At 64.6% G+C, this 23,584-nt stretch carries 25 protein-coding genes and 1 tRNA gene; 11 read left to right on the top strand and 15 right to left on the bottom strand.

Annotated elements, in window-relative coordinates; genetic code table 11:
* Window positions 1-1,374, bottom strand: coding sequence for an MFS transporter (locus CH293_RS13450; protein ID WP_176459998.1), 1,374 nt, complete (start codon window positions 1,372-1,374; stop codon window positions 1-3).
* Window positions 1,375-1,561: 187 nt separating this feature from the next.
* Here CH293_RS13450 and CH293_RS13445 point away from each other — a divergent pair, with 187 nt between their 5' ends.
* Together CH293_RS13445 and CH293_RS13440 are read left to right on the top strand one after the other, a co-directional pair.
* Window positions 1,562-2,083 carry a phage holin family protein gene (locus tag CH293_RS13445; protein WP_019662955.1) on the top strand — a complete coding sequence of 174 codons (522 nt, stop codon included), beginning with the start codon at window positions 1,562-1,564 and terminating at the stop codon, window positions 2,081-2,083.
* Between the two features lie 18 nt (window positions 2,084-2,101).
* Entirely contained in the window at window positions 2,102-3,043 is a 942-nt protein-coding gene (locus CH293_RS13440; protein ID WP_094720480.1) for an alpha/beta fold hydrolase, read from the top strand.
* Between the two features lie 47 nt (window positions 3,044-3,090).
* Here the strand turns inward: CH293_RS13440 and marP are convergent, their stop codons facing one another.
* The 4 genes from marP to nth are packed head-to-tail and all read right to left on the bottom strand — an operon-like array spanning window position 3,091 to window position 6,474.
* On the bottom strand, window positions 3,091-4,281 hold the full coding sequence (gene marP, locus CH293_RS13435) for an acid resistance serine protease MarP (RefSeq protein WP_037108478.1): 1,191 nt from the start codon (window positions 4,279-4,281) through the stop codon (window positions 3,091-3,093).
* Window positions 4,278-4,988 carry a CoA pyrophosphatase gene (locus CH293_RS13430; RefSeq protein ID WP_094720479.1) on the bottom strand — a complete coding sequence of 237 codons (711 nt, stop codon included), beginning with the start codon at window positions 4,986-4,988 and terminating at the stop codon, window positions 4,278-4,280. The genes marP and CH293_RS13430 overlap by 4 nt, the downstream gene beginning before the upstream one ends.
* On the bottom strand, window positions 4,985-5,644 hold the full coding sequence (locus CH293_RS13425) for a TlpA disulfide reductase family protein (protein WP_037108473.1): 660 nt from the start codon (window positions 5,642-5,644) through the stop codon (window positions 4,985-4,987). The genes CH293_RS13430 and CH293_RS13425 overlap by 4 nt, the downstream gene beginning before the upstream one ends.
* A complete protein-coding gene (gene nth / locus CH293_RS13420; RefSeq protein ID WP_094720478.1) occupies window positions 5,641-6,474 on the bottom strand; it encodes an endonuclease III in 834 nt (277 codons plus the stop codon). Before nth ends, CH293_RS13425 begins: the two co-directional genes overlap by 4 nt.
* Window positions 6,475-6,554: 80 nt before the next feature.
* Between nth and CH293_RS13415 the strand changes: the two genes are divergently transcribed.
* Both CH293_RS13415 and CH293_RS13410 read left to right on the top strand, forming a co-directional pair.
* Window positions 6,555-6,806, top strand: a complete 252-nt coding sequence (locus tag CH293_RS13415; protein WP_019662949.1) for a hypothetical protein — start codon at window positions 6,555-6,557, stop codon at window positions 6,804-6,806.
* Between the two features lie 246 nt (window positions 6,807-7,052).
* The gene (locus CH293_RS13410) at window positions 7,053-7,727 is read left to right on the top strand and encodes a Crp/Fnr family transcriptional regulator (RefSeq protein WP_019662947.1); all 675 of its coding nucleotides are present in this window, start codon (window positions 7,053-7,055) and stop codon (window positions 7,725-7,727) included.
* On the opposite strand, the gene CH293_RS13405 is transcribed toward CH293_RS13410, so the two are convergent.
* Window positions 7,724-8,503, bottom strand: coding sequence for an MBL fold metallo-hydrolase (locus CH293_RS13405; protein ID WP_094720477.1), 780 nt, complete (start codon window positions 8,501-8,503; stop codon window positions 7,724-7,726). The genes CH293_RS13410 and CH293_RS13405 overlap by 4 nt on opposite strands.
* A 17-nt stretch (window positions 8,504-8,520) precedes the next feature.
* Between CH293_RS13405 and CH293_RS13400 the strand changes: the two genes are divergently transcribed.
* Window positions 8,521-9,366 (top strand): Gfo/Idh/MocA family protein, encoded by an 846-nt coding sequence (locus tag CH293_RS13400; RefSeq protein ID WP_094720476.1) that lies wholly within the window; start codon window positions 8,521-8,523, stop codon window positions 9,364-9,366.
* Window positions 9,367-9,370: 4 nt separating this feature from the next.
* Here the strand turns inward: CH293_RS13400 and CH293_RS13395 are convergent, their stop codons facing one another.
* The gene (locus tag CH293_RS13395) at window positions 9,371-9,823 is read right to left on the bottom strand and encodes a RidA family protein (RefSeq protein WP_037108464.1); all 453 of its coding nucleotides are present in this window, start codon (window positions 9,821-9,823) and stop codon (window positions 9,371-9,373) included.
* A 2-nt stretch (window positions 9,824-9,825) separates the two neighbouring features.
* Window positions 9,826-9,993, bottom strand: coding sequence for a DUF4177 domain-containing protein (locus CH293_RS13390; protein ID WP_094620701.1), 168 nt, complete (start codon window positions 9,991-9,993; stop codon window positions 9,826-9,828).
* Window positions 9,994-10,086: 93 nt separating this feature from the next.
* On the opposite strand from CH293_RS13390, the gene CH293_RS13385 reads away from it, so the two are divergent.
* The 3 genes from CH293_RS13385 to CH293_RS13375 all read left to right on the top strand — a co-directional run bounded on the left by CH293_RS13385 (window position 10,087) and on the right by CH293_RS13375 (window position 13,642).
* Window positions 10,087-11,448, top strand: a complete 1,362-nt coding sequence (locus tag CH293_RS13385) for a wax ester/triacylglycerol synthase domain-containing protein (RefSeq protein ID WP_094720475.1) — start codon at window positions 10,087-10,089, stop codon at window positions 11,446-11,448.
* Window positions 11,449-11,513: 65 nt separating this feature from the next.
* On the top strand, window positions 11,514-12,521 hold the full coding sequence (locus CH293_RS13380) for an ArsA-related P-loop ATPase (RefSeq protein ID WP_037108460.1): 1,008 nt from the start codon (window positions 11,514-11,516) through the stop codon (window positions 12,519-12,521).
* Window positions 12,518-13,642 (top strand): ArsA family ATPase, encoded by a 1,125-nt coding sequence (locus CH293_RS13375; protein ID WP_037108459.1) that lies wholly within the window; start codon window positions 12,518-12,520, stop codon window positions 13,640-13,642. Before CH293_RS13380 ends, CH293_RS13375 begins: the two co-directional genes overlap by 4 nt.
* A 6-nt stretch (window positions 13,643-13,648) precedes the next feature.
* Here the strand turns inward: CH293_RS13375 and CH293_RS13370 are convergent, their stop codons facing one another.
* Window positions 13,649-13,972, bottom strand: a complete 324-nt coding sequence (locus CH293_RS13370) for a WhiB family transcriptional regulator (protein WP_026347399.1) — start codon at window positions 13,970-13,972, stop codon at window positions 13,649-13,651.
* A gap of 369 nt (window positions 13,973-14,341) precedes the next feature.
* On the opposite strand from CH293_RS13370, the gene CH293_RS13365 reads away from it, so the two are divergent.
* Window positions 14,342-16,702: a transglycosylase domain-containing protein gene (locus CH293_RS13365; RefSeq protein ID WP_037108457.1), complete on the top strand. Its 2,361-nt coding sequence runs from the start codon at window positions 14,342-14,344 to the stop codon at window positions 16,700-16,702.
* A 131-nt stretch (window positions 16,703-16,833) separates the two neighbouring features.
* Here the strand turns inward: CH293_RS13365 and CH293_RS13360 are convergent, their stop codons facing one another.
* A complete protein-coding gene (locus CH293_RS13360) occupies window positions 16,834-17,298 on the bottom strand; it encodes a GatB/YqeY domain-containing protein (protein ID WP_037108454.1) in 465 nt (154 codons plus the stop codon).
* A 185-nt stretch (window positions 17,299-17,483) separates the two neighbouring features.
* Here CH293_RS13360 and CH293_RS13355 point away from each other — a divergent pair, with 185 nt between their 5' ends.
* The gene (locus CH293_RS13355) at window positions 17,484-18,422 is read left to right on the top strand and encodes a metallophosphoesterase (RefSeq protein WP_176460004.1); all 939 of its coding nucleotides are present in this window, start codon (window positions 17,484-17,486) and stop codon (window positions 18,420-18,422) included.
* Window positions 18,423-18,440: 18 nt separating this feature from the next.
* Window positions 18,441-18,514 (top strand) — tRNA-Pro (locus CH293_RS13350).
* 210 nt (window positions 18,515-18,724) lie between these two features.
* On the opposite strand, the gene CH293_RS13345 is transcribed toward CH293_RS13350, so the two are convergent.
* From CH293_RS13345 to CH293_RS13325, 5 genes are all read right to left on the bottom strand, one after another.
* The gene (locus tag CH293_RS13345) at window positions 18,725-19,696 is read right to left on the bottom strand and encodes an LLM class F420-dependent oxidoreductase (RefSeq protein ID WP_037108449.1); all 972 of its coding nucleotides are present in this window, start codon (window positions 19,694-19,696) and stop codon (window positions 18,725-18,727) included.
* A gap of 10 nt (window positions 19,697-19,706) precedes the next feature.
* Entirely contained in the window at window positions 19,707-20,507 is an 801-nt protein-coding gene (locus tag CH293_RS13340; RefSeq protein WP_094720474.1) for an SDR family NAD(P)-dependent oxidoreductase, read from the bottom strand.
* Between the two features lie 23 nt (window positions 20,508-20,530).
* Window positions 20,531-22,309, bottom strand: a complete 1,779-nt coding sequence (locus CH293_RS13335; RefSeq protein WP_094720473.1) for a glycoside hydrolase family 15 protein — start codon at window positions 22,307-22,309, stop codon at window positions 20,531-20,533.
* Complete coding sequence (locus tag CH293_RS13330) at window positions 22,306-22,983, bottom strand: HAD family hydrolase (protein WP_094720472.1); 678 nt, start codon at window positions 22,981-22,983, stop codon at window positions 22,306-22,308. Before CH293_RS13330 ends, CH293_RS13335 begins: the two co-directional genes overlap by 4 nt.
* An 87-nt stretch (window positions 22,984-23,070) precedes the next feature.
* The gene (locus CH293_RS13325; protein ID WP_019662931.1) at window positions 23,071-23,544 is read right to left on the bottom strand and encodes a Dps family protein; all 474 of its coding nucleotides are present in this window, start codon (window positions 23,542-23,544) and stop codon (window positions 23,071-23,073) included.
* Between the last annotated feature and the right edge of the window lie 40 nt (window positions 23,545-23,584).

The raw sequence follows: 23,584 nt of genomic DNA, 5'->3' as shown, positions 1-23,584 counted from the left end.
TTACACGTTCTCGAGCTGCTGATCCCTGGTTTCCTTCATCACGATCAGCGAGATCAGGGTCAGTGCAGCGACGATGGCCAGGTACACCCCGACCCATCCGACGCCGTAGCTCGAGACCAGCCAAGTGGCGATGAACGGTGCCACTGCGGCACCGAGGATCGAGCTGGTGTTGTACGAGATTCCCGAGCCGGTGTACCGCACGTTCGTCGGGAACAGCTCAGGCAGAACAGCACTCATCGGGCCGAAGGTGAGGCCCATCAGTCCGAGACCGACGCACATGAAGACCAGCATGCGTCCGGCCGACGCGTTCTCCGGCGCCGCGAACCAGTGGAACGACAGACCGAACACGACGATCGCCGAGGTGATGACGATCAGGGTGGGTCGACGGCCGTACTTGTCGGCGAGGATGCCTGCCACCGGAATAAGGGCCGCGAAGAACAACACCGCGATCAGCTGCAGCTCGAGGAAATCGGTGTAGGCGATGGTGATCTTCGGACCGTTCACGTCGGAGACCTTGCCGGTTCCGTAACTGACCACCCACGTGGTCATGATGTAGAACAGCGTGTACGTCGCCAGCATCACGAACGTGCCGATGATCAGCTGACGCCAGCTCGTCTTGAACACCTCGGCCAGCGGAGTCTTGACCTTCTGTCCGCGCTCGACGGCGAGCTTGAACACCGGAGTCTCCTCCAGCTTCAGCCGCACGTACAGGCCGATGATGACCATGATCGCGCTCAGCAGGAACGGGATTCGCCAGCCCCACGTCAGGAAGGCGTGGTCGCTGCCGGACACCGCGGCGTCGTACCCGGTGAGGATGACGATCAGCAAGAAGATGCCGTTGGCGAAGAAGAAACCGATCGGCGCACCCAACTGCGGGTACATCGCAGCCCAGGCGCGCTTGCCCGGCTTCGCCGTCTCCGTCGCGAGCAGTGCTGCGCCGCTCCACTCACCGCCCAGACCGACACCCTGCGCGAAACGCATCAAGGCCAGCAGAGCAGGCGCGATGATGCCGACGGAGTCGTACGTCGGCAGCAAACCGATCAGGAACGTCGCGACACCCATCGTCAGCAGCGAGCCGACGAGGGTTGCCTTCCGTCCGATGCGGTCACCGAAATGGCCGAACAGAATGGACCCGATGGGACGCGCGACGAACGCGAGCCCGAACGTCGCGAACGACGCGAGCAACGCCGTCGTGTCGTTCCCGGCCGGGAAGAACAGCTTGGGGAAAACGAGAACCGCGGCGGTCGCGTAGATGTAGAAGTCGAAGAACTCGATCGACGTTCCGACCATCGAAGCCACGACGATACGAGACCGTGGTACCTCCGGGGCCGCCGCTACAGAGCCGTCACCTGGGACGGCCGGGGTAGTACTCACTGCCTGCGCTCCTGCGATTGCACTCGGTATATGGGGGTATGTACAACTGGGAAGTTACCTGACAGCAACCTGAGAATTTCAGCGGATGCGTCGTTCCTGCAGCCACGACGCGTACGACCATGGGTCGGCACTAGTGTTAGGGCCGCAAGAACCAAACGATGCACCAGCAAGTGGAGGGGTCGAGAAGTTGAGCGATACCAATCGCGGCCAAGGCACCATTGCCAACGGCAAGAACGGCTACCCGGACGGGGTGCCGAACACCATCTCGTCCATCCCGTTGTCGGACGTCGACTACCGCGCGCCCGGCACCGGCAGCATCGGCAACCTGGTCAAGGACGCGACGACGCAGGTCTCGACGCTGGTGCGCGCCGAAGTCGAGCTGGCCAAGGCCGAGGTCACCGGTGAGATCAAGAAGGGACTGCAGGGCAGCCTGTTCTTCCTGCTCGCGCTCGCGGTTCTGATCTTCAGCGCGTTCTTCTTCTTCTTCTTCGCCGCGGAGACACTCGACATCTGGCTGCCCAGGTGGGCCGCTTTCCTGATCGTCTTCGTGTTCATGCTGCTCGTCGCCGCACTGTTCGGCTTCCTCGGCTACCTACGCGTCAAGAAGCTGCGCAAACCCGAGAAGACCATCGACTCGCTCAAGCAGGCGTCGACGGTGCTGCCGAACCAGCACGAGAGCACTCCCGGCATCCCCGGTTACAAGAAGTAGCGGCGGCACGCACCGAACATGAGCCAGCCCGACCCGTCGACGGTGCGTTTCGCCGGCCCCTGGACGCACCGGGACGTACATGCCAACGGCATCCGCTTCCACGTCGTCGAGGCGGCCGACTCACCTGCCGACGGTCCTCTCGTGGTCTTGCTGCACGGTTTCGCCGATTTCTGGTGGTCCTGGCGTCATCAACTCACCGCGCTGACCGAGGCCGGCTACCGCGCAGTCGCCGTCGATCTGCGCGGTTACGGGGACAGCGACAAGCCACCTCGCGGATACGACGGATGGACATTGGCGGGCGATGTCGTCGGCCTGATCAGGGCCCTCGGTCACTCGCGCGCTGCTCTCGTCGGGCACGCCGACGGAGGTCTCGTGTGCTGGGCGACGGCCGCGTTGCACCCACGGATGGTGAGCGCTATCGGCCTGGTCGGATCGCCGCACCCGATCGCGCTACGCCGGTCGGTTCTCCGCGACAAGGCACAGCGGCGAGCTCTTCTGCCGTTCTTTCTGCGCTATCAGGTGCCTCTCCTGCCGGAGCGCTCCCTGACGAAAAAGAACGGCGAGGCCGTCGAGCAGCTGTTCAGGTCGCGTACCAGCCCTGCCTGGCAGGGCACCGAGGAATGCACCGACGCCGTGACCCAATTGCGGTCCGCCATCCGCATCGCCGGTGCTGCGCACTGTGCGCTGGAATATCAGCGTTGGGCGTTCCGCAGCCAGTTCCGCGGCGACGGCCGTCGTTTCATGAAGGCGATGGACACGTCGCTGGACATCCCCGCGCTGCAGGTCCGCGGCGAACTGGACCCGTACGTCCTCGCTCGCACCGTTCACGGTGACGTCGGGTGGGCCCCGGAGCGGCGCCTGCACACGGTTCTCGGTGCCGGTCACTATGCGCATCAGGAGTCGCCCGATGAGGTCACCGATCAGCTGAAGGAGCTTCTGGAGTCGTCCGGCGTCCTCTGACCCCTCTGTGAGTACATATATAAGTACTCACATGCGGCGGAGCCGCATCAGACGATGCACGCTCCCGTGCCCACCGGCACCGGGGCGTTCATACTCTGCGCGAGTTCGTCGGCGATCTCGGCTGCGGTCAACACGAAGCCCGTGTCGGGGTCGTCCACCGCTGCACCGAAGACCAAGCCCAGTACCTGGCCGTTCTCGGTGACGAGTGGGCCACCCGAGTTTCCCTGCCGCACCGTCCCGCGGACCGTGTACACCTGGCGCTCGACCGTTCCCGTGCGGTAGATGTCCGGGCCGTTGAGGTTCAGTACTTCACGTACGCGCGCCGGGCTTGCCGTGTACGGGCCGCCGCCCGGGTAACCCAGAACGATCGCGCTCTCGCCGGACACCGCCGGATCGGGAGCGAAGTTCAGAACCGGCGCCTGCAGCCCGGGCACGCGAAGGATCGCCACGTCCTCCTCCGGATCGAACAGAACGACGTCGGCATCCAGAACGGTGCCGAGCGAATCGACGGTGACTCCGTCGGTGCCTGCGACCACGTGAGCGTTGGTCATCACCAACTCCGGTGCGACGACGAATCCCGATCCTTCGAGCGCCTTCTGGCAGCTCGGCGCGACGCCGCTGATCTTCAACACGCTCTCGTGCAGCTGGTCCACAACGGGGCTGGCCTGCAGAGCCGGGTCGGGTACATCGACATTCGCCACCGGGGTGCGGCCGAACGGTCCGATGACGTCCGGCAGACCCGATGTGTCGAGCAGTGCGGAGAACTCCTTGGGGACCTCGCGAAGCCACCCGGGCGCGACGTCGTCGACCTTTCCGAGCACCGTCGATCCGCGAACGGCACTGGCCACGTCGGGTTGCGACGACGACGTCAGAGGAATGGCGAGCAACCACGCCGCGGCGAGCACCGCAACAGCCTGGAGTCCAGCGCCGATGACACTGTCCACCGAACGTGCACTGCGCGAATGCATTCCGCTGCGCAACGCCCGGCCCAAGACCATCCCCGATACTTCACCGATGATCACCAGCGCGACGATCAGCCCGATTCCGACGAGAACACGCATGCGTGAACCGTCCACGTGAACCAATACGTGTGGGGCGATCAGGATGCCTGCGACCGCACCGAGCACCACACCCAGAAACGCCATCGCCGACGCCACCGCGCCCTGCCGCCACCCCGAGGATGCCGCCAACAGGGCGACACCGAGGACGATGATGTCGACCCATGTCGAACCGGTCACTGGTCCAGACCCTCCCCTACTGTGGCCAAACTCGTCTCCAGATCACGGATGTCGTCGGTGTCCCATTCCAGTTCCCACCCGGAAACCGCGAGCAGGCCTGCCAGAATACCGCCGGTGAAGCCCCACACGAGCATCCCGTCGACTGCGAATGCTGGGCCCTGATAGCCCGCCGGGTGTCTGACCTGGAATCGGTTGTTGGGGTCGAGTAACGCCCGGATGGGAACTCGCACCACCCGCGCGGCCTCGGCGGTGTCGACGACTCCGACCTCACTGGGGTTACGCCAGTACGCGAGGACCGGCACGACGTCGAACCTGGACGGCGGCACGTAGATGCCAGGCAGCGTGGCGAGCGGCTCGACGCCTCCCGGGTCGAGGCCGGTCTCCTCGACCGCCTCGCGCAGGGCCGTCGCGACCGGCGAATCGTCCTCGGGATCCGTGGCGCCTCCGGGGAAAGCCACCTGACCGCTGTGTTGACGCAGCGTCGCTGCTCGCTGAGTCAGAAGCACGTCCGCGTCGGCGGGCACTCCGCCCTGCGCTGTCGGGTCCGCATCCTCCGAACCACCGAACAGCACCAGTACCGACGCTGCACGCACGATCGCCCCGTCGGGAGCCGTACGTTCGAGCACCGGATTGGTACCCGTCGTGTCGATCAAGCCCCGTTCGCCACTCGCGGCGTCGACGACCTGCCTCAACCACTGCGGAGTCATCGGCTGATTCCGAGCCCCGCGGACACGGCGTCGTCGATCTCCTGAACACTGTCGAACGGTTGTGGCAGCACCTCGGCGACATTGCCATCCGCGCCCACGAGAATCGACACGGGGAGCACATTCGGCGCGCCGACGGCTGCTGCTATGCGACCCGCTCCGTCCTGCACACCCGGCAGCGTCACCCCGTAATCGGCAAGCTTCGTCAGCCCGTTCGACTCGTTCCGGTCCTGGTGCACGGTCAACACCGCGACCCGTCCCTGCATCTGCGACGCGTACTCCTGCAGATGCGGCAACTCCTGCGCGCACGGACCGCACCAATACGCCCACAGGTTGATCAACGTCGGAGTGCCCGCGAGAGCGCGGCCCAGATCCACCTGCGAACCGTCACCGATGCACTCGAGCACGATCCCGGCCAACGGACCGGACGAGTCGGTCTCGGCGGACGGCGCCGGGCAACTCTGCAGCCCGGCGCGTTCCCGCAGCGGGGCGAGCGCCTCGGCAGTGTCCGCGGACCGACGCTCCTCGACAACCGGCGCGCCCTGCCCGGGCATCCCCGTCACCGGCTCCGGATCGTCGCCTCGCGGCCAGATCGCGTACACCAACGCCACGACAACCAGCAACGCCGCCAGCGACCACCTCGCCGCAGACCCCGTCACCGAGGTCCCCCACCAGATCGTTCCGCGGGCTCTGGCTCCACTCCTGCTTCATGGGGTCGTTCCGCAGGCTCCACTCCTGCCAGGCGTAGGAGGTGATCCGTTTCCGGGCCCTTCACGAGCGCCGCAGCCTCCACCTTGTCGGTCGGGCCGAGTCCGTAGGAAGGACAGTCCTTGGCGAGGACGCAGACACCGCACGCCGGCTTGCGGGCGTGGCACACGCGGCGTCCGTGGAAGATCACGCGGTGGCTGAGCAGTGTCCATTCCTTGCGCTCGATCAGCGCGCCGACGGCGTGCTCGACCTTCACCGGATCTTCCTCGTCCGTCCACTGCCACCGTCGGACGAGTCGACCGAAGTGGGTGTCGACGGTGATTCCTGGTACGTCGAACGCGTTCCCCAACACGACGTTTGCGGTCTTTCGTCCGATTCCGGGGAGCGTGACGAGGTCTTTCAGCCGGGGCGGGACCTCGCCGTCGAACTTCTCCAGCAGGGCGGATCCGAGCCCGATCAGCGAGTTCGCCTTGTTCCGGTAGAAGCCGGTGGTACGGATGTACTCCTCTAGTTCCGTTCTGTCCGCTTCGGCGTAATCCTTGGCAGTGCGATATCTCACGAAAAGCGCCGGCGTGACCATGTTGACGCGTTTGTCGGTGCATTGCGCCGACAGAATGGTGGCGACGGCCAGTTCGAGGGGGTTGGTGAAGTCGAGTTCGCAGTAGACGTGCGGAAACGCAACGGCGAGCTCTCTGTTCATTCGTCGCGCTCGGCGTTTGAGCCCCAATGCGGTCTCTTCGCGTTTGCGCACGTCGAGCGCCGACGGGGCTGTCGATTTCACTCCACAACTGTACGGACAAGAATCTGCAACGAATCGGCCCTGTGTTCTTATCGAGACCTTTTCGGTGTTTACTGCTCGGTATGCAAGGACTCGCCGTAGTGCTCTTCCCTGTGCTCCTGATGTTGTTCGCCCTCGCCATGGAGCGCGTGGAGTTCCGCTTGAGCAAGCTCGGTGTCCGCGAACAAGAGGTGCAGGAGTTCCTCGATCAGGCCAGCACCTCCGAGGTCGCGACCCTCGCCAACGAGGGCATGCCGCACGCTCTCGCTCGTTTCAACAGCCGCAAGCGCCGTACCCCCGCTTCCGAGGAACTCGCGGACCAGCGCGCGAGCTGAGTCCGAATTGTCGCATTTTGGGTGGACAACAGCCCAACGGATCGTTTAGTTCACAACCTTCACGGCACGTCGGTGGTGCCGATCACTCGTATTGCGCCTCGGCGAAGTAGACTTCACCGAGATAATTGTCATGTTTGATTACTGACGTGAGCTTCGAGAGCCCCAGGCTCGCCGAGCGCACGTAAGCGAGAAACGCCTATCGTCGACGCGGGTGACCACGCCGGCGACATCCCAAAAGGAGCGCAAGTGGACGACGTCCTGGCACGGGCCGGCATCTTCCAAGGAGTCGAACCCTCTGCGGTAGCAGCGCTGACGAAGCAGCTGCAGCCGGTCGATTTTCCTCGTGGACATGTGGTCTTCAACGAGGGCGAGCCCGGTGACCGGCTGTACATCATCGTCTCCGGCAAGATCAAGCTCGGACGCCGCTCTCCCGATGGCCGCGAGAACCTGCTGACCATCATGGGTCCGTCGGACATGTTCGGCGAGCTGTCCATCTTCGACCCGGGTCCCCGCACGTCCACCGCGACGACGGTCACCGAGGTCCGCGCGGTCAGCATGGACCGCGACGCTCTGAAGGCGTGGATCGACCAGCGTCCCGAGATCGCCGAGCAGCTTCTCCGCGTGTTGGCTCGCCGGTTGCGTCGCACCAACAACAACCTCGCGGATCTGATCTTCACCGACGTCCCCGGCCGTGTCGCCAAAGCGCTTCTCCAGCTGGCACAGCGCTTCGGCACTCAGGAAGCCGGATCGCTCCGCGTCACGCACGACCTGACGCAGGAAGAGATCGCTCAGCTCGTCGGCGCGTCGCGTGAGACCGTCAACAAGGCACTCGCGGACTTCGCGCACCGCGGTTGGCTGCGGCTCGAAGGCAAGAGCGTGCTGATCTCCGACTCCGAGCGTCTGGCTCGCCGGGCTCGCTAGCTCTCTCGAAGGTAGGTCAGCTGCGCCTTGACGGACATGCGCGCAGCTGGCCACAACTTCTTGTCCACGTCCGCGTAGACGTGCTTGACCACCTTCATCGGCTTTGCGTCCTGGCCGAGTACCCACAGCGCAGCTTTGATCTGCTCGAGTCGTTCGAACCGATGCTTTCGGTACATCCGCGCAACCTCCGCTGTGTCGGCCACCTCGGCTCCGTGCCCGGGTAGCGCGATCTTGCCTGCCCCTGCGGCTTCGAGCCGATCCAGCGACGCCAGGTAATCCGCGAGAGTCCCGTCCTTGGGATCAAGTACCGTCGTACCCCGACCGAGGATCGTGTCCCCGGTGAGAATCGCGTCGTCGAGTTCGAAGCTCAACGAATCCGCTGTGTGCCCGGGAGTCGCGAGGACGGTGATCTTCAACCCTGCCGCGTCGATGACCTCGCCGTCGACCAACGCTGTGCTGCCGTGGACGAACTCGTCGGAGAACGCGCGGATCGGCGCGCCCGTCTTCTTGTGGAACCGCTTCAATCCGTCCGTGTGATCGCCGTGCCGATGCGTCACCAGGACAAGAACCACAGTGCCCGACGCGGCCACCGCGTCGAGATGCTTCTTGTCCTTCGGTCCCGGATCGACCACGACCACCTCGTCGCTGCCGGGTGCGCGCAGAATCCAGGTGTTGGTGCCGTCGAGCGTCATCTTTCCCGGATTGTCGGCGAGCAGAACCGCCGCCGTCGGTGTGACCTGTCGAAGCTGACCGTATGCCGGATGCGCGAGAGTCATAGTCGTACTTTAAGAGCATGAGAATCGGATTGGTCGGTGCGGGTCCTTGGGCTCGCGCGACACACGCCCCGTCCCTTGCCGCGCACCCGGACGTCGACTTCGTCGGCGTGTGGGCCCGTCGACCCGATGCTGCTGAGGGCATGGGTGCCCCGGTCTACGACAGCGTCGAGACACTGATGGCCGACGTGGACGCCGTCGCGTTCGCGGTACCTCCGCAAGTGCAGGCCGGAATGGCGATCGCCGCAGCCGAGGCCGGAAAGCACGTCGTACTCGACAAGCCCATCGCGTCCAACCTGGACGACGCCACGCGTCTTGCCGAGGCCGTCTCCGGCGCGGGCGTCGGGTCGATCGTCGCGTTGACGAGGCGGTTCGCTCCGGAGACACGTGCGTTTCTGGCAGAGGCCGACGGACGGGATTGGAGTTCTGCATCCGGGACCTGGCTGTCCGGGGCAGTGCTCGGAGGCGAGTATTCGAATTCACCGTGGCGTCGACGCGACGGTGCCCTCTTCGACGTCGGGCCGCATGTCTTCGACCTGCTGGACCTGACTCTCGGGACCATCACCGGCGTGGCGCTGAGCCGTCGGGACGAATCTTCGGACACCTGGACCGTGGTGCTCGAGCACGAGGGCGGCAAGCTGAGCACGTCACGCCTGTCACTCGCGACGCCGGTGCAACCGTCGGTCTTCCGGGTGGAGGTCAGCGGCAGCGACGGTGTGCTGTCACTGCAAGACCGTTCGACGCCGGCGACCGACTGCTTCCGAGTTCTTCTCGACGAATTTCTCGAATCGGTCGCCGGCGGCGTCGAGCATCCCTGTTCGGTTCGCCGCGGGCTCCATCTTCAGCGAGCACTGGACGCCGTGTGAGGCACTAGACCTCCACGATCAGCTCGACCTCGACGGGGGCATCGATCGGGAGTTCGGCGACGCCGACGGCGGACCTGGCGTGCTTTCCGGCGTCGCCGAAGATCTCGCCGATCACGTTCGACGCGCCGTTGACGACGGCAGGCTGACCGTTGAATCCGGGGGCCGAGGCGACGAAGCCGACGACCTTCACGATCCGCTTGATCGAATCGACACCGACGAGCGAGTTGATCGCTGCCAACGCGTTCAGTGCACAGACTCGCGCAGCGTCGGCGGCGTCCTCGGCTGATACGTCCGCACCGACCTTGCCCGTGGCCGTCAGCTCACCGGAGACCAACGGCAGCTGACCCGACGTGTAGACCAGCGATCCGGTCTGCACCGCGGGGATGTATGCGGCCAGCGGCGGTACGACCGGCGGCAGCTCGATCCCGAGTTCGGTCAGGCGCTCACTCCACGCCATCGCTAGGCCTTCGGGCGCTTGAAGTAGGCCACCAACGTGTCGCCACCGTTGGGACCGGACATGATGGTCACGAGCTCCCAGCCCTCGGCACCGTAGTTGTCCAGAATCTGCTTGGTCGCGTGAATCAGTACCGGCGCAGTGAAGTACTCCCAGATGATCTTTTCGCTCATGGGGGTGAGCCTAGTCGGCGGGGATACTGCAGTCCGATCGACCGGACGCTTCGACGATGTGACGGCCGAGCGTCATGTGAGAGGGTCGAAATCGTGAGCCGTCTGGACATACTCGACGCGTCGTTCCACTACGCCTCGAAAAGTGCACCCCGCGACCAATACGTGCTGTTGACCTTCGACGCAGGTGACCTTTCGTCCCCGACACTCGACGAGATCACGGACTTCATCGACGCACGCGCCCGATCGATACCGGATCTGAACAAGCGTCTCGTCGAGATCCCCGGAAACCTCGAGTATCCGTACTGGTCACGAAGCGTCGGACTCCCGCCGGTCGTCGAATTCGGTTCTCGCACATGGGAAGGTGTCGTCGAAGAGCTCGGTCTGCTGGTGCAGAAGTCCGTCGATGCAACTCGAGCCGCCTGGCAGGTCCACGTGGCACGCGACGTCGAGGACGTACCGCACGCCGTGGGACGCGCACTCGTCGTGGTCGTTCAGGTCAGCCACGCGCTGACCGACGGACGAGGAGCGACGCGGCTCGCGCGTGCCCTGTTCTCGGTGGATCCGCCCGAACCTTCCCAGTCGCAGGCACGCCTGTTCAAGCCCCACCTGCGTGTTCCGGTGGCAGTGGGAGCCCTTGCCGCGCTTCCGTTTCGTCTGGCCGCCGCGCGTCTTGCCGCTCGTCGTACACGCCGCACTTTCGAACGTGAGCGCGGATCCATCACCGATCGAAACGTCCTTCGACCCTCCATTTCGAGCAACGTCGAGCCCACCGGCAACCGCGTGGCCCACGTGATTCCCTGCGCTCCACATCGACTCACCAAGACCCGGTTCAGCGTCACGACCACGGCATTGACCGCGGTCGGCCTCGCTGCCGAGCGCTACCTCGAGACCGTCGGCGATGCAGTCCCGGTCACACTGAACGCGCTTGTTCCCATGGGACTTCCCGAGGACGTGAAGTGGCCCGCCGAGAACCGCATCGTGAACGGTGACGTCGACCTTCACGTCGATGTCTCCGACATCGCCGAGCGCGCGCGACGAACCGCGGCGTCATTGGCCGAGGCCCGCGAGAAGCTGCTCGACCCGCTGCTCCTGCGGTGGATCAGAGCCGAGAATCTCGTACCCGCTCCGGTCTTTCTCGCTCTGGACAGACGCGCACGCAAACATGCACTTCGAGAGCGCACCGTCCACGACGAAGTCACGAGCAACTTGACTGTCGTCAGTGTGAATCGGGGGGATGCACGTCTCGAACTGTGCGGGGCGCCCGGCCTGTTCTCCGGCGGCTTCCCGATGCTCGGCCCCGCCCGCTCCCTCACGCACGGCTTCTACGGCCTGGGCGACACGGTCACGGTCTGCGTGACAGCGTGCCCCGACACGTTCCCCGACCACGCTCGCTACGTCGACATTCTGAAGCAGGCCATCAACGACGTAGTCGCCGTGACAACAGACGAGACATAGTCGCCGCGACGTCGGACCGCACGGTTCCACCGAGGTGACATCCGATTCGTCTATATGGTCGTGTTGTGGTCACATCGAGTTTCGAAGGTTGGCCGGAGAAGGCCGACACTGCGCGGTTGCACTTCGTCTCCGGCAAAGGCGGCACCGGTAAGTCGACGGTTGCTGCTGCGCTTGCGTTGGCACTCGCGGCCGACGGTCGACGAGTGTTGCTGGTGGAGGTCGAAGGCAGGCAAGGGATTGCCCAGTTGTTCGACGTTCCACCGCTTCCTCCGGTCGAGACGCGAGTCGCGTCCGCGGACGGCGGTGGCGAGGTCTACGCGCTTGCCATCGACATCGAGACCGCATTTCTCGAGTACCTCGACATGTTCTACAACCTGGGTTTCGCCGGGCGCGCGATGCGCAAGATCGGCGCGATCGAGTTCGCGACCACGATCGCGCCCGGTCTGCGTGACGTCCTGCTGACCGGCAAGGTCAAGGAGTGCGTGGTCCGCACCGACAAAGCCGGGAAACGCGTGTACGACGAGGTGGTTGTCGATTCGCCCCCGACGGGCCGTATCGGCAACTTCCTCGATGTCACCAAGGCGATGGCCGATCTGGCCAAGGGCGGTCCGGTCCGCTCGCAGAGCGAGGGCGTGGTGCGGTTGCTGCATTCCGCGGACACCGTCGTGCATCTCGTGACGTTGCTCGAGGCCTTGCCGGTGCAGGAGACGGCTGATGCCGTGAAGGAGCTGGAAGCAGCCGATCTGCAGTTGGGCACCGTCATCGTCAACCGCACCGAGCCGACGTACCTGCCGGAGGAGTCGCTCGACGACGCGGCGCACGGGACAGTCGACGTCGCTGCGCTCAGAACCGGGCTGGAGAAGACAGGAATATCGTTGTCGGACGACGATTTCGCAGGCTTGCTGACGGAAACGATCGAGCACGCGTCGACGCTGGCCGCTCAAGTGGACAGCGGCCGTCAACTCGACGAGTTGGATTCCGCGAGACTGCGACTGCCGATGCTGGCGGACGGCGTCGACCTCGGCGGGTTGTACGAACTGGCGGCAGAACTCAAGGAACAGGGTGTGAAATGAGCAAGGCTGCAGCGCCCGTACTCGATATCGAGAAGATTCTTCGGGGCGCGAAGTCCCGCATCGTCGTGGTGTGCGGTGCAGGTGGCGTGGGGAAGACGACAACGGCGGCGTCGATGGCGCTTCGAGCTGCGGAGCAGGGCCGCAAGGTCGTGGTGTTGACGATCGATCCAGCTCGGCGCCTGGCCCAAGCCCTCGGTGTCGACGAGCTCGACAATTCGCCGCAACCGGTCAAGCTTCCGGCCGGGGCCACGGGCGAGCTGCACGCCATGATGTTGAACATGCGTCGGACGTTCGACGAGATGGTGATCGAGCATTCGACGCCGGAGAAGGCCGAGCAGGTGCTGGCCAACCCGTTCTATCAGACGGTGGCCTCGTCGTTCTCCGGAACGCAGGAGTACATGGCGATGGAGAAACTCGGCCAGCTCGCGTCCGACTCGACGTGGGATCTGATCGTCGTGGACACCCCACCGTCGCGCAATGCTCTGGATTTTCTCGATGCGCCGCAACGTCTCGGCTCATTCCTCGACGGCCGGTTCATCAGGTTGTTGATGGCGCCGGGACGCGGCCTCACGCGGATGGTGACCAGCGCGATGAGCCTGGCCCTCCGCGGCGTGTCGACGGTGATCGGTAGTCAGATGCTCACCGATGCGTCTGCATTCGTGCAGTCACTCGACTCGATGTTCGGCGGCTTCCGCGAGCGGGCGACGCGCACCTACCAGCTGCTTCGCGAGGACGGCACCAGCTTCGTCGTCGTTGCAGCGGCCGAACCGGATGCGTTACGCGAAGCGGCGTACTTCGTGGATCGATTGAGTGGTGAGGGAATGCCGTTGGCCGGCCTGATCCTCAACCGGACGCACCCGACGCTGTTGTCACTCCCTGCCGATCACGCTGTCACGGCTGCGGATCAGTTGGACGGTTCGGAGGACGGGGAACTCGCCGCCGCGGTACTGCGCATTCACGCCGCCCGGGCAGTGACGGCCGCTCGCGAACTGCGCCTGCTCCGACGGTTCACCTCGGCACACCCACGGGTCCCGATCGTCGGCGTGCCCTCCCTCCCGTTCGAGGTGTCGGACCTGCATGCTCTCCGCGCGGTGGCGGATCAACTCACCCGGTCCGCGTAGGCCCGCTCAGATCGCGGCCTGCTGCTGGCGCTGCGTCTCGAAGAAGTCCGACCAGGAGTCGACCTCGGGGTGCTGCTTGAGCAATGCGCGACGCTGACGCTCGGTCATACCGCCCCAGACACCGAACTCCACGCGGTTGTCGAGCGCGTCCGCACCGCACTGCATCAACACCGGGCAGTGCCGGCAGATGGTCGCTGCTTTGCGCTGCGCTGCTCCCCGTACGAACAGCTGGTCAGGATCGGTGCCCTTGCACCGCGCCTGCGCTACCCACGCAATGCGTGCTTCTGCTTCTTCCACATCTAGCCGCGTCGGTGCTGCTGTCGTGTGCATTGCGGATCCCCTTTGCAGTTCGAACGTCCTTGCTGAACGTTCCAGAAGCTCCTGCGGTGCTGCATCGAGCTGGTTTCCATCGCTCGAAGCACATCGATCTAGGAGCTGCCCCACATTCATATACAAGTGTTATGTGAATCACACCGTGCTCATAATTTAGGTAAATCCGGCGACGAACGCAAGACGAGAGAAGCAACTTTCTGGTACGACCGTCCCGACCTGCGGTTCCTCGCGCGACCAGTGATCCATTACAAGAAGTCGCGCAACGTAACGACGCGACGACGCCTCCCGGAACCGGCCGGATCATCTGCGTTTCTGGGCCAGCTGCACTAGTCCACGTACGCTGTGCTCGTGTCAGTTGGAAAAACCGTGGCGAAGCTCGCCGGATGTTCCGCACTCGCGGGTGCGCTGTTGGCCGGAGTCATGTTCCCGTTGGCAGGCGGGTTCGGCTATGCGTCGAATCGGGCTGCGGACACTGTGGACAATGTGTCCGCCGAGTTGGTCGAAGGCGCGGTCCCTGCGGTGTCCACGATGGTCGACGCCGCAGGCAACCCGATCGCATGGCTGTACGAGCAGCGGCGATTCGAGGTACCGAGCGACAAGATCTCCAACGAGATGAAGCTCGCGATCGTCTCCATCGAGGACAAGCGGTTCGCCGAGCACCAGGGCGTCGACTGGCAGGGCACGTTGCGTGCGTTCCTCACCAACACCACGAGCGGCCAGGTCGAACAGGGCGCGTCGACGTTGGATCAGCAGTACGTGAAGAACTACCAGCTCCTAGTCGTCGCCAAGACCGACGCCGAGCGCCGCGCCGCGATCGAGACGACGCCCGCCCGAAAGATCCGCGAGATCCGTATGGCGTTGACGCTGGACAAGGAACTCACGAAGGACGAGATCCTCACCCGCTACCTCAACCTGGTGCCGTTCGGTAATTCGTCGTTCGGCATCCAGGACGCTGCGCAGACATACTTCGGCATCGACGCCAGCCAGCTCGACGCGAAGCAGTCCGCGATGCTCGCGGGCATGGTGCAGTCCAGCTCGGCCCTCAATCCGTACACCAACGAGCAGGGTGTCACCGAACGCCGCAACATCGTGCTGGACACGATGATCCAGAACATTCCGGATCGGGCCGAGGAGTTCCGGCAGGCCAAAACCGAGCCTCTCGGTGTTCTCCCGGTGCCGCAGACTCTGCCGCGAGGATGCATCGCCGCCGGTGACCGCGGATTCTTCTGCGACTACGCACTTCAATACCTCGCGAACGCGGGGATCAGCCGAGAGCAGATCGACAAGGGCGGCTACCTCATCCGCACCACTCTCGATCCGGCTGTGCAGAACTCCACCAAGGCATCGCTCTCGTCGAATTCCAGCCCGACTCTCGACGGCGTCGCCACGGTCATGAACGTCATCGCGCCCGGCCAGGACTCACACCGCATTCTGGCAATGGGAAGCAGCCGCACGTACGGTCTCGACGCCGATACCGACGAGACAGTTCAGCCGCAGCCCTATTCGCTCGTCGGTCACGGCGCAGGCTCGATCTTCAAGGTCTTCACCACCGCCGCAGCGATGGAACGGGGGCTCGGAACCAGCGCCACCCTGCAGGTGCCCCGCCGAGCCGAGGTCCGCGGACTAGGCGACGGTGGAGCTCGCGGCTGCCCGGCCAACACGTACTGCGTCGAGAACGCAGGCAACTACCCCGCGTCGCTCTCCATCACCGATGCACTCGCCCAGTCGCCTAACACCGCGTTCGTGAAGCTGATCGAATCCGTCGGAGTCGCACCCGTCGTCGACATGTCCGTTCGTCTCGGGCTGCGGTCCTACGCGGACCCGAACACCTCGGGCTTCGACGAGCAGAGCATGGCCGACTTCCAGAAGAACCAGAACCTCGGTTCCTACACCCTCGGCCCCACCTGGGTGAACCCATTGGAGCTGTCCAACGTGGCCGCGACGCTGGCGTCAGGTGGCAAGTGGTGCCCACCCACTCCGATCGACTCGGTGTTCGACCGTGAGGGCAAGCCGGTTCCGGTGACTCAGCAGGCCTGCGAGCAGGTCGTCGAGCCCGGTCTGGCGAACACGCTCGCCAACGCGATGAGCAAGGACGATCAGGCAGGCGGCACGTCGGCGTCGGCTGCGGGATCCGTCGGCTGGACGCTCCCGATGTCCGGCAAGACCGGTACGACGGAGTCGCACATGTCGTCGGGCTTCCTCGGCTTCACCAACCGCTACGCCGCGGCTGTGTACACCTACGGCGACTCGCCGACCCCTGGTGAGATCTGCTCGTTCCCGCTTCGCCCCTGCGGCTCGGGCAACTTGTACGGCGGCAACGAACCTGCGCGCACCTGGTACGACGCCATCGACCCCGTTGCGAACAACTTCGGCCCCGTCGAGCTGCCACCCGTCGACCAGAAGTACGTGCGTGGTTCGGCCAACGGTCAGGTTCCCGACGTGACCGGCCAGAGCCAGAGCTCGGCAACCTCGACGCTCCAGGGCGCCGGCTTCCAGGTGACGGTCGCGACGACGGCCAACTCGGCGTCACGCGGCACCGTGACGGGTGTGTCCCCGTCGGGTTCGGCAATCCCGGGATCGACCATCACGATCTACGTCAGCGACGGGTCGGTACGGGAGGCCCCGCCGGCTCCGGCTCTGCCGGAACTGCCGCCGGGCATCGAACTACCGGCCATCCCGCCGGGGCTGCAGATTCCCGCCATCCCGGGCATCACCGCACCGCGATAAGAGGCTCCGCCGCATGTAGGTGAACTCCGCGGCTCCGCCGCGTGTGAGTGGAAATGTAGGCCAGGGGCCAGGAGCGGAGCCTGCGGAGCGACCAGAAGACGCGACATTTCCACTCACATAAGGCAGAAGCGTCAGAGACGGTCTTTGACGGCCTTCGACACGCGCGAGCCGTCGGCCTTACCTGCAGCCAGAGCCGAGGCGACCTTCATGACCTGGCCCATCTGCTTCATTGCCGGCCGTTCGCCGATCTCTTCGGCGACCTGGGCGATGGCGGTATCGGCGACGTCGGCCAGCTCGGCGTCCGTGAGCGGGGTCGGCAGGTATTCGTCGATGATCTGCGCTTCAGCGCGCTCGTTCGCTGCGAGCTCTCCGCGGCCGTTCTCGGTGTAGATTTCTGCGGATTCGCCGCGCTTCTTCGACTCCTTGGCAAGGACTTTCAGTACCTGCTCGTCGGTCAGATCGTGCGCTTCCTTGCCGGAGACCTCCTCGGTCTGGATCGCGGCGAGGAGCATACGGATGGTGGCCGTGCGCAGCTTGTCCTTGGCCTTCATGGATGTGGTCAGGTCGGCTCGGAGCTGGGATTTCAGTTCGGACATGTACCAGAACGCTACGCGGGCTCCGTTCGCATCCGCACGTCGATTACCTGTACTGACGTATCGTGGGGAACGTGTCCGTGAAAAACAACGCTTGGACCCTCCCGTTCGCCCCGCAATCGCAGCTTGCATCAGACGCTCTCCGCGCCGCCGCGACGCGCGCACGTGCCAGTGCGGAGCAGGCGCCGTTGCAGACGGCAGCCCTGGCTACGGCCGGTGCCGCAGCGCTAGGCCTCGGGTACGCGACGCTCGTCGAGCGCAACGCCTTCGCTCTTCGGGAAGCCACGATGGCCGTCCTCGAGCCAGGATCGGCGTCACTCCGGGTTCTGCACATCAGCGATCTGCACATGATGCCGAATCAGCGTCTCAAGCAGAACTGGCTGCGGGAGCTCGACCGGCTCGAGCCGGACCTGGTCGTCAATACCGGTGACAACCTGTCGCATTCCAAGTCCGTCCCGGCCGTCGTACAGGCTCTCGGACCGCTCCTGTCCAGGCCCGGCCTGTTCGTCTTCGGCAGCAACGACTACTTCGCACCCAAGCCGAAGAACCCGTTGAAGTACTTCAAGAAGAACCACAAGCGCGTTCTGGGTGAATCACTCCCCTGGCGCGACCTCCGAGCCGCGTTCTCCGAGCGCGGCTGGCACGACGTCACCCACGTCCGTCGCGAACTCGAGATCGCGGGTGTGCGCATCGCGTCTGCCGGCGTCGACGATCCTCATCTCAAGCGGGACCGCTACGAGACCATCGCCGGCCAACCCAATCCGCTCGCGGATCTACGACTCGGCATCACACACTCGCCCGAACCACGGGTTCTCGACAAGTTCGCCGAGGACGGCTACGACCTCGTTCTCGCTGGGCACACTCACGGTGGTCAGCTGTGCCTTCCGTTCTACGGCGCTCTGGTCACCAACTGCGAGATCGACCGCTCACGAGTGAAGGGCCCGTCGAAGTGGGGTGCTCACACGCAGCTGCACGTCTCGGCCGGCATCGGCACGTCACCGTACGCGCCCGCACGATTCTGCTGCCGCCCCGAAGCAACGCTGCTGACCCTCACTGCAGCACCCAGAAAGGGCCCAAAAGAGGGCTCCGACGAGGGCGTTTCGCGTTCCGAGGCAGTCGTAAGCTAGACTTCTGCGTGCGGTACACGGGGTGTGGCGCAGCTTGGTAGCGCGCTTCGTTCGGGACGAAGAGGTCGTGGGTTCGAATCCCGCCACCCCGACAGCAAAGACCCTGATTCGGTTCACGAATCAGGGTCTTTTTCGTGTCTGCGTGCCCCCGCGGCCCCACACATGGAGCGAAAGTGGGGTTCGATCAGTCTGACTGACCGAACCCCACTTTCGCTCGGAAGAAAGGGCTCGGACGAAAGGGCTCGGACGAAAGGGCTCGGACGAAAGGGCTCGGAAGAAAGGGCTCGGAAGAGAGGGTGAACCTAGCTCGATGCGGCGCGGAGTTTGTCGAGCAACGGTCCGGCGGCTTCGGCGAGGAATTGTTCCTGGGTTTCGTCGCCGACCTGGACGAGGGCGATGTCGGTGAAGCCTGCTTCCCAGTACGGCTTGACGGCCTCGACGATGGCGTCGAGGTCGGGGCCGCAGGGGATGGTCTCGGCTACGTCTTCTTTGCGGACGAATTGTGTTGCGCCTGCGAACCCTGCGGTGGTGGGGAGGTCTGCGTTGACGGCCCAGCCTCCGGCGAACCAGCGGAATCGGTCGTGGGCGCGGTCGATGGCGGCGTCCTTGTCCGGGTCCCAGGAGATGGGGATCTGGCCGATGGTGCGTGATGGTCCGTCGTGATGGTCGACCCAGCCTTTGACGAGGTCTGCGTTGGGTTCGACGGCGATCAGGTGGTCGGCGTAGGGCGCGAATCGGGCGATGGATTTTTCACCGGACACGGCGACGCCGATGGGTACGCCGCCTTCGGGTAGGTCCCAGATGCGTGCGGAGTCGACGCGGAAGTGCTTGCCTTCGTAGGTCACCAAGCCGCCTGCGTGGAGTTTGCCGATGATGTCGAGTGCTTCGGCGAACATGTCCTGGCGCTTGTCGATGGACGGCCAGCCTTCGCCGACGACGTGTTCGTTGAGGTTTTCGCCGCTGCCGAGGCCGAGGGTGAAGCGTCCGTCGGCGAGGATCTGGAGTGTTGCTGCTTTCTGTGCAACGACCGCGGGGTGGTACCGGATGATGGGGCACGTCACGTAGGTCATCAGCTCGACGCGTTCGGTGGCCTGCGCGACGGCGCCCAGCGTGGTCCAGGCGTACGGTGCGTGGCCCATGGAGGACAGCCATGGCGAATAGTGGTCACTTGCCACCTCGAAGTCGAAGCCGACGTTCTCGGCGCCGACGGCGTACTTGACGAGCTCTTTCGGCCCGCTCTGTTCGGTCATGAGGGTGTAGCCGAAGTTGGTCATGGTGCCTCCTCTAGATGGTTGCGACGGACCCGGAGTCCACGCGGTAGTTGGTGCCGTTGACGAACGATGCGCGTTCCGAGCACAGGAACACGACGACGGATGCGACCTCGTCGGGTTCGCCGCGGCGCTTCAGTTCCATGAAGGGGCGTTCCTCGTCGAGGAAGGTCTCGATTGCTTCGTCGCGGTCGGTACCGCGCTCGTCGGCGCGTTTGTCCATCATCTTGTCCGTCATCGGCGTGTGGATGAAGGCGGGCGATACGGCGTTGACCAGGATGCCCTCGGATGCATAGGTTTTCGACAATCCTTTGGTCAGCGACAGGATGCCTGCTTTCGATGCGCAGTACGGCAGTTCGTCGACGTACGGCTGTTCGGCGTCCTCCGATGCGAGCAGAACGATGCGTCCCCACCCGCCGCGACGCAGTGCGGGCAGGAAGGCTCGGACCACGCGCACCGGGCCCAGCAGATCGGTTTCGACGGTGCTGGCCCATCCTTCGTCGTCTATTTCGTGGAAGAGTCCTTGCGCGCCGGTCACTCCCGCGGATTGAACGAGTATGTCGATGTCCCCGACTGCCGCTGAGGTCTTCTCTGCCAGTTCGGCGACACTGTCGGCGTCGGTAACGTCGGCGGCGAAGGCGAACAACTTGTCCGGAGCGGCGTCCAGTTCGGCTGCTGCTTTCGTGAGCGCCTCTTCGTCCCGGTCGGTGACCACGACCGTCACTCCTTCTTGGAGAAGCAATCGAGCTGTGTGCCAACCGATGCCGGAGTCCGCCCCTGTCACGACCGCAACGCGGCCTTCGATTCCCAGATCCATGTGTGCATCCTCGTTCCTACGAGTCAGTTCGTTGCGTCGTGCGAATGCGCGATCGTCAGCGCTGCGTTCACCAGGGCCAGGTGGCTCAAGCCCTGCGGGAAGTTACCCAGAAACGATCCGTCCGAAGCATCGATCATCTCGCTGTAGAGGCCGACGTCGTTGGACGTCTCGACGAGTTGGTCCATCAGCTCGGATGCCTCGTCGTCGCGTCCGACGCAGGCGAGCGCCGAGACACGCCAGAACCCGCATGCGACGAACGTCGCCTCTTCTTTGTCGACGCCGCTGTAACGGTAGAGGTGTGGCCCGGCGCCGAGTTCGCGCCCCAGTGCGTCGATGGTGGACGAAAGTCGTTCTCCACGATCGAAGTCCATTTCCGCGGCGAGCAACACCGATGCGTCGAGACCGTCCGCCCCCGGATAGGCGAGGTAGGCCTGACGCTCCTCGGACCAGCATTTTTCTTCGACGTACTGCCTGATACGCCCGCGTTCGGCACGCCATCTGTCTGCAACGCCGGGGATCTGGCCCTCTTCGGCGAGGTGGACTGCACAGTCGAGCGCCTGCCAGCAGCCCAACTTGGAACTGGTGTAGTGCTGTTCGTCCTCGAGTTCCCAGATTCCGGCGTCGCGGCGCTGCCAGGAGTCGCAGGCTTCGTCGGCGATGGTGGCCAGAAGTCGTCCCGTTTCCGCGTCGAGTACGTTGCCGGCATCCACGTACAACCTCACGATGGCGAACAGGTCTCCGAAGATTCCCAGCTGTAACTGATCTGCGGCGGCATTGCCGTTGACGACGGGTCCGACACCGCGCCATCCCGGTACGTCGGGTTGCTCGGTGCCTCCGGGGAGTTCACCACCGAGCGTGTAGAACACGTTGACGAGAGGATCGTTGAGCCTGATGACCTTCAGAAGCCACGCCACTGCGGCGTGCACTTCTTCACGCAGACCGAACCTGATGAGCGCGCGGATCGTGTACGCGGTGTCGCGGACCCACGCGTAGCGGTAGTCCCAGTTCTTTCCACCGGTGCGATTCTCGGGCAGAGACGTCGTGGCGGCTGCCGCGATGGCGCCGGAAGGACTGTGCAGCAGCAGTTTCAACGCGAGAGCGCTGCGTGCCACATGCTCCTTCCAGGGGCCGTCGTAGTGAAATTCGTCGGACCACATCCTCCAGTTGCCGACAGTACGATCGATCCCCTCGTCGACCTTGATCGGCTCGGGCAGGTGGAGCGGCTCGTTCTCGGTACCGACGAGACCGATCAGGTGACGAGATCCGGGCGACGTGGTGAACGTGCCGTCGATGATCTGGTCGCCGACGGTCACGTCGTCCGCCTCGAGGGTGCGGACGGCCATCGTCAGACCGTCGGCGCGGAGCACGGTGCCGTGCTGAGTGTCGTACGCCCACGGGGACGCGATACCGAGCATGGTCCCCGGAGCAACCTTCCATGCCATGTCGACGGTTCCCTCGACACCGTCGATGCGGCGTCCGAGTTCCACCCAGGGCAACCGGCCGGCCACTCCGGTGTTGAGCGAGTCGGTGACGCGGACAATTCCCGTATCCGTCGTGTACAACGTCGTCAGCACGTTTGTTCCCTCGACGAATTCACGCTCTGCGGTGAAGGATTCGACGGGGGCGAGCGCAAAGGTGCCGCCGTGCTCGGCGTCCAGGACGGCGGCGAACGGGGGCGGAGAATCGAGGTTGGGGATGGGTAACCAGTCGATTCGGCCGTCGTCGGCGATCAGGGCGACCGTCCGTCCGTCTCCGATCGCTGCGTAGTCTTCGATTGCTGCGTAGCCGTCCTGACGACTCATACGGCGGTCAACCTCGCGATGGGGCTGTCGGTCAGATGTTCGACGAGATCCGCTGGGTCCTCGTAGACCGCTTCTGCGCCGGCAGCGCGTAATTCGGCGTCGGATACACCTCCGCACCTGACTCCGATTCCTGCCACTCCGACGCGTCTGGATGCCTTCATGTCCCACACGCTGTCGCCGATCATGACCGCCCCGCGGGCTTCGACGCCCGCGCGTTGCAGCGCGACGTCGACGATCTCGGGGCTCGGCTTGGCCACGTCAGCGTCCTCGGACGACGTCACGACGGACACGATGTCCTCGACGTCGAGGAGGTCACGGAGGTGGGCGAGTTCGTTCTCGGGTGCCGACGTGGCCAGTACGACGGTCAGGCCTGCATCGTCGATGCGCTGCAGCAACTCTCGTGCACCGGGCAGAATTTGCAGCCGCGCAATCGCTTGCTGGTAGTAGCTGGTGTGCAGATCCTTTGCTTCGAGTGCTGCGGCACTGTCGGAGGATCCGACGAGCGATTCGAGCAGCTTGTCGCCGTCCATGCCGATGCAGCGGTGGATCCTCCACGACGGGACGGTCACTCCGGCGTCGGCGAATGCCCTGGACCATGCGTCCACGTGAACGTAGTTGGAGTCCACCAGGGTGCCGTCTATGTCGAACAGGACTGCGCCTGAAGTCGAAGTCATTGCCCACGGCTACCCGCGCCGTACCGGGGTGAAACGTGAGCAGGCCCCCTTCCCGGGAGGGAAGAGGGCCTGCTCACAGTGCTGAGGTCAGTCGACCTGCGCTTGCCACATCCAGTGCAATTGCTCCAGTCGGGCGGTGATGGCGATGAGCAGATCCTGCGTCACGGGATCAGCGGCCTCGGTGTCCGCGATGCGCCCGCGTAGCCGATCCACCACTGCGGCAAGGTTGTCCACCACGGCGGCGATCACCTGCTCGTCCTTGGTCCAGCCTTCACCGAACCCCTTGGTGCCCGCTGTGGCCGACACCGTGGCCGAGCGTCCGTCCGGGCTGACACCGATCGCCGTTGCACGTTCGGCTGCCTCGTCGGTGAAATCCCGTGCTGCAGTGACGAGCTCGTCCAACGCGAGGTGCACCGAACGAAAGTTCTTGCCGATGACGTTCCAGTGCGCCTGCTTCGCGATGAGGGACAGGTCGATCAGATCGACGACGGTGCCTTGCAGGGCATCTCCGGCAATCTTCTGCTGACCTGCATCGAGAGTGCTGCTGATGGGGTTGGTCATGAGTGCGCCTCCTACGTTCTTTCGTTCGCTCAGCTCAACG

Origin of the sequence: Rhodococcus sp. 14-2470-1b, from assembly GCF_002259415.1 — a bacterium.
Lineage (GTDB): Bacteria > Actinomycetota > Actinomycetes > Mycobacteriales > Mycobacteriaceae > Rhodococcoides.
Note: the sequence above shows the minus strand (reverse complement) of the source record. Positions and strands in the feature narration are given on the sequence as shown.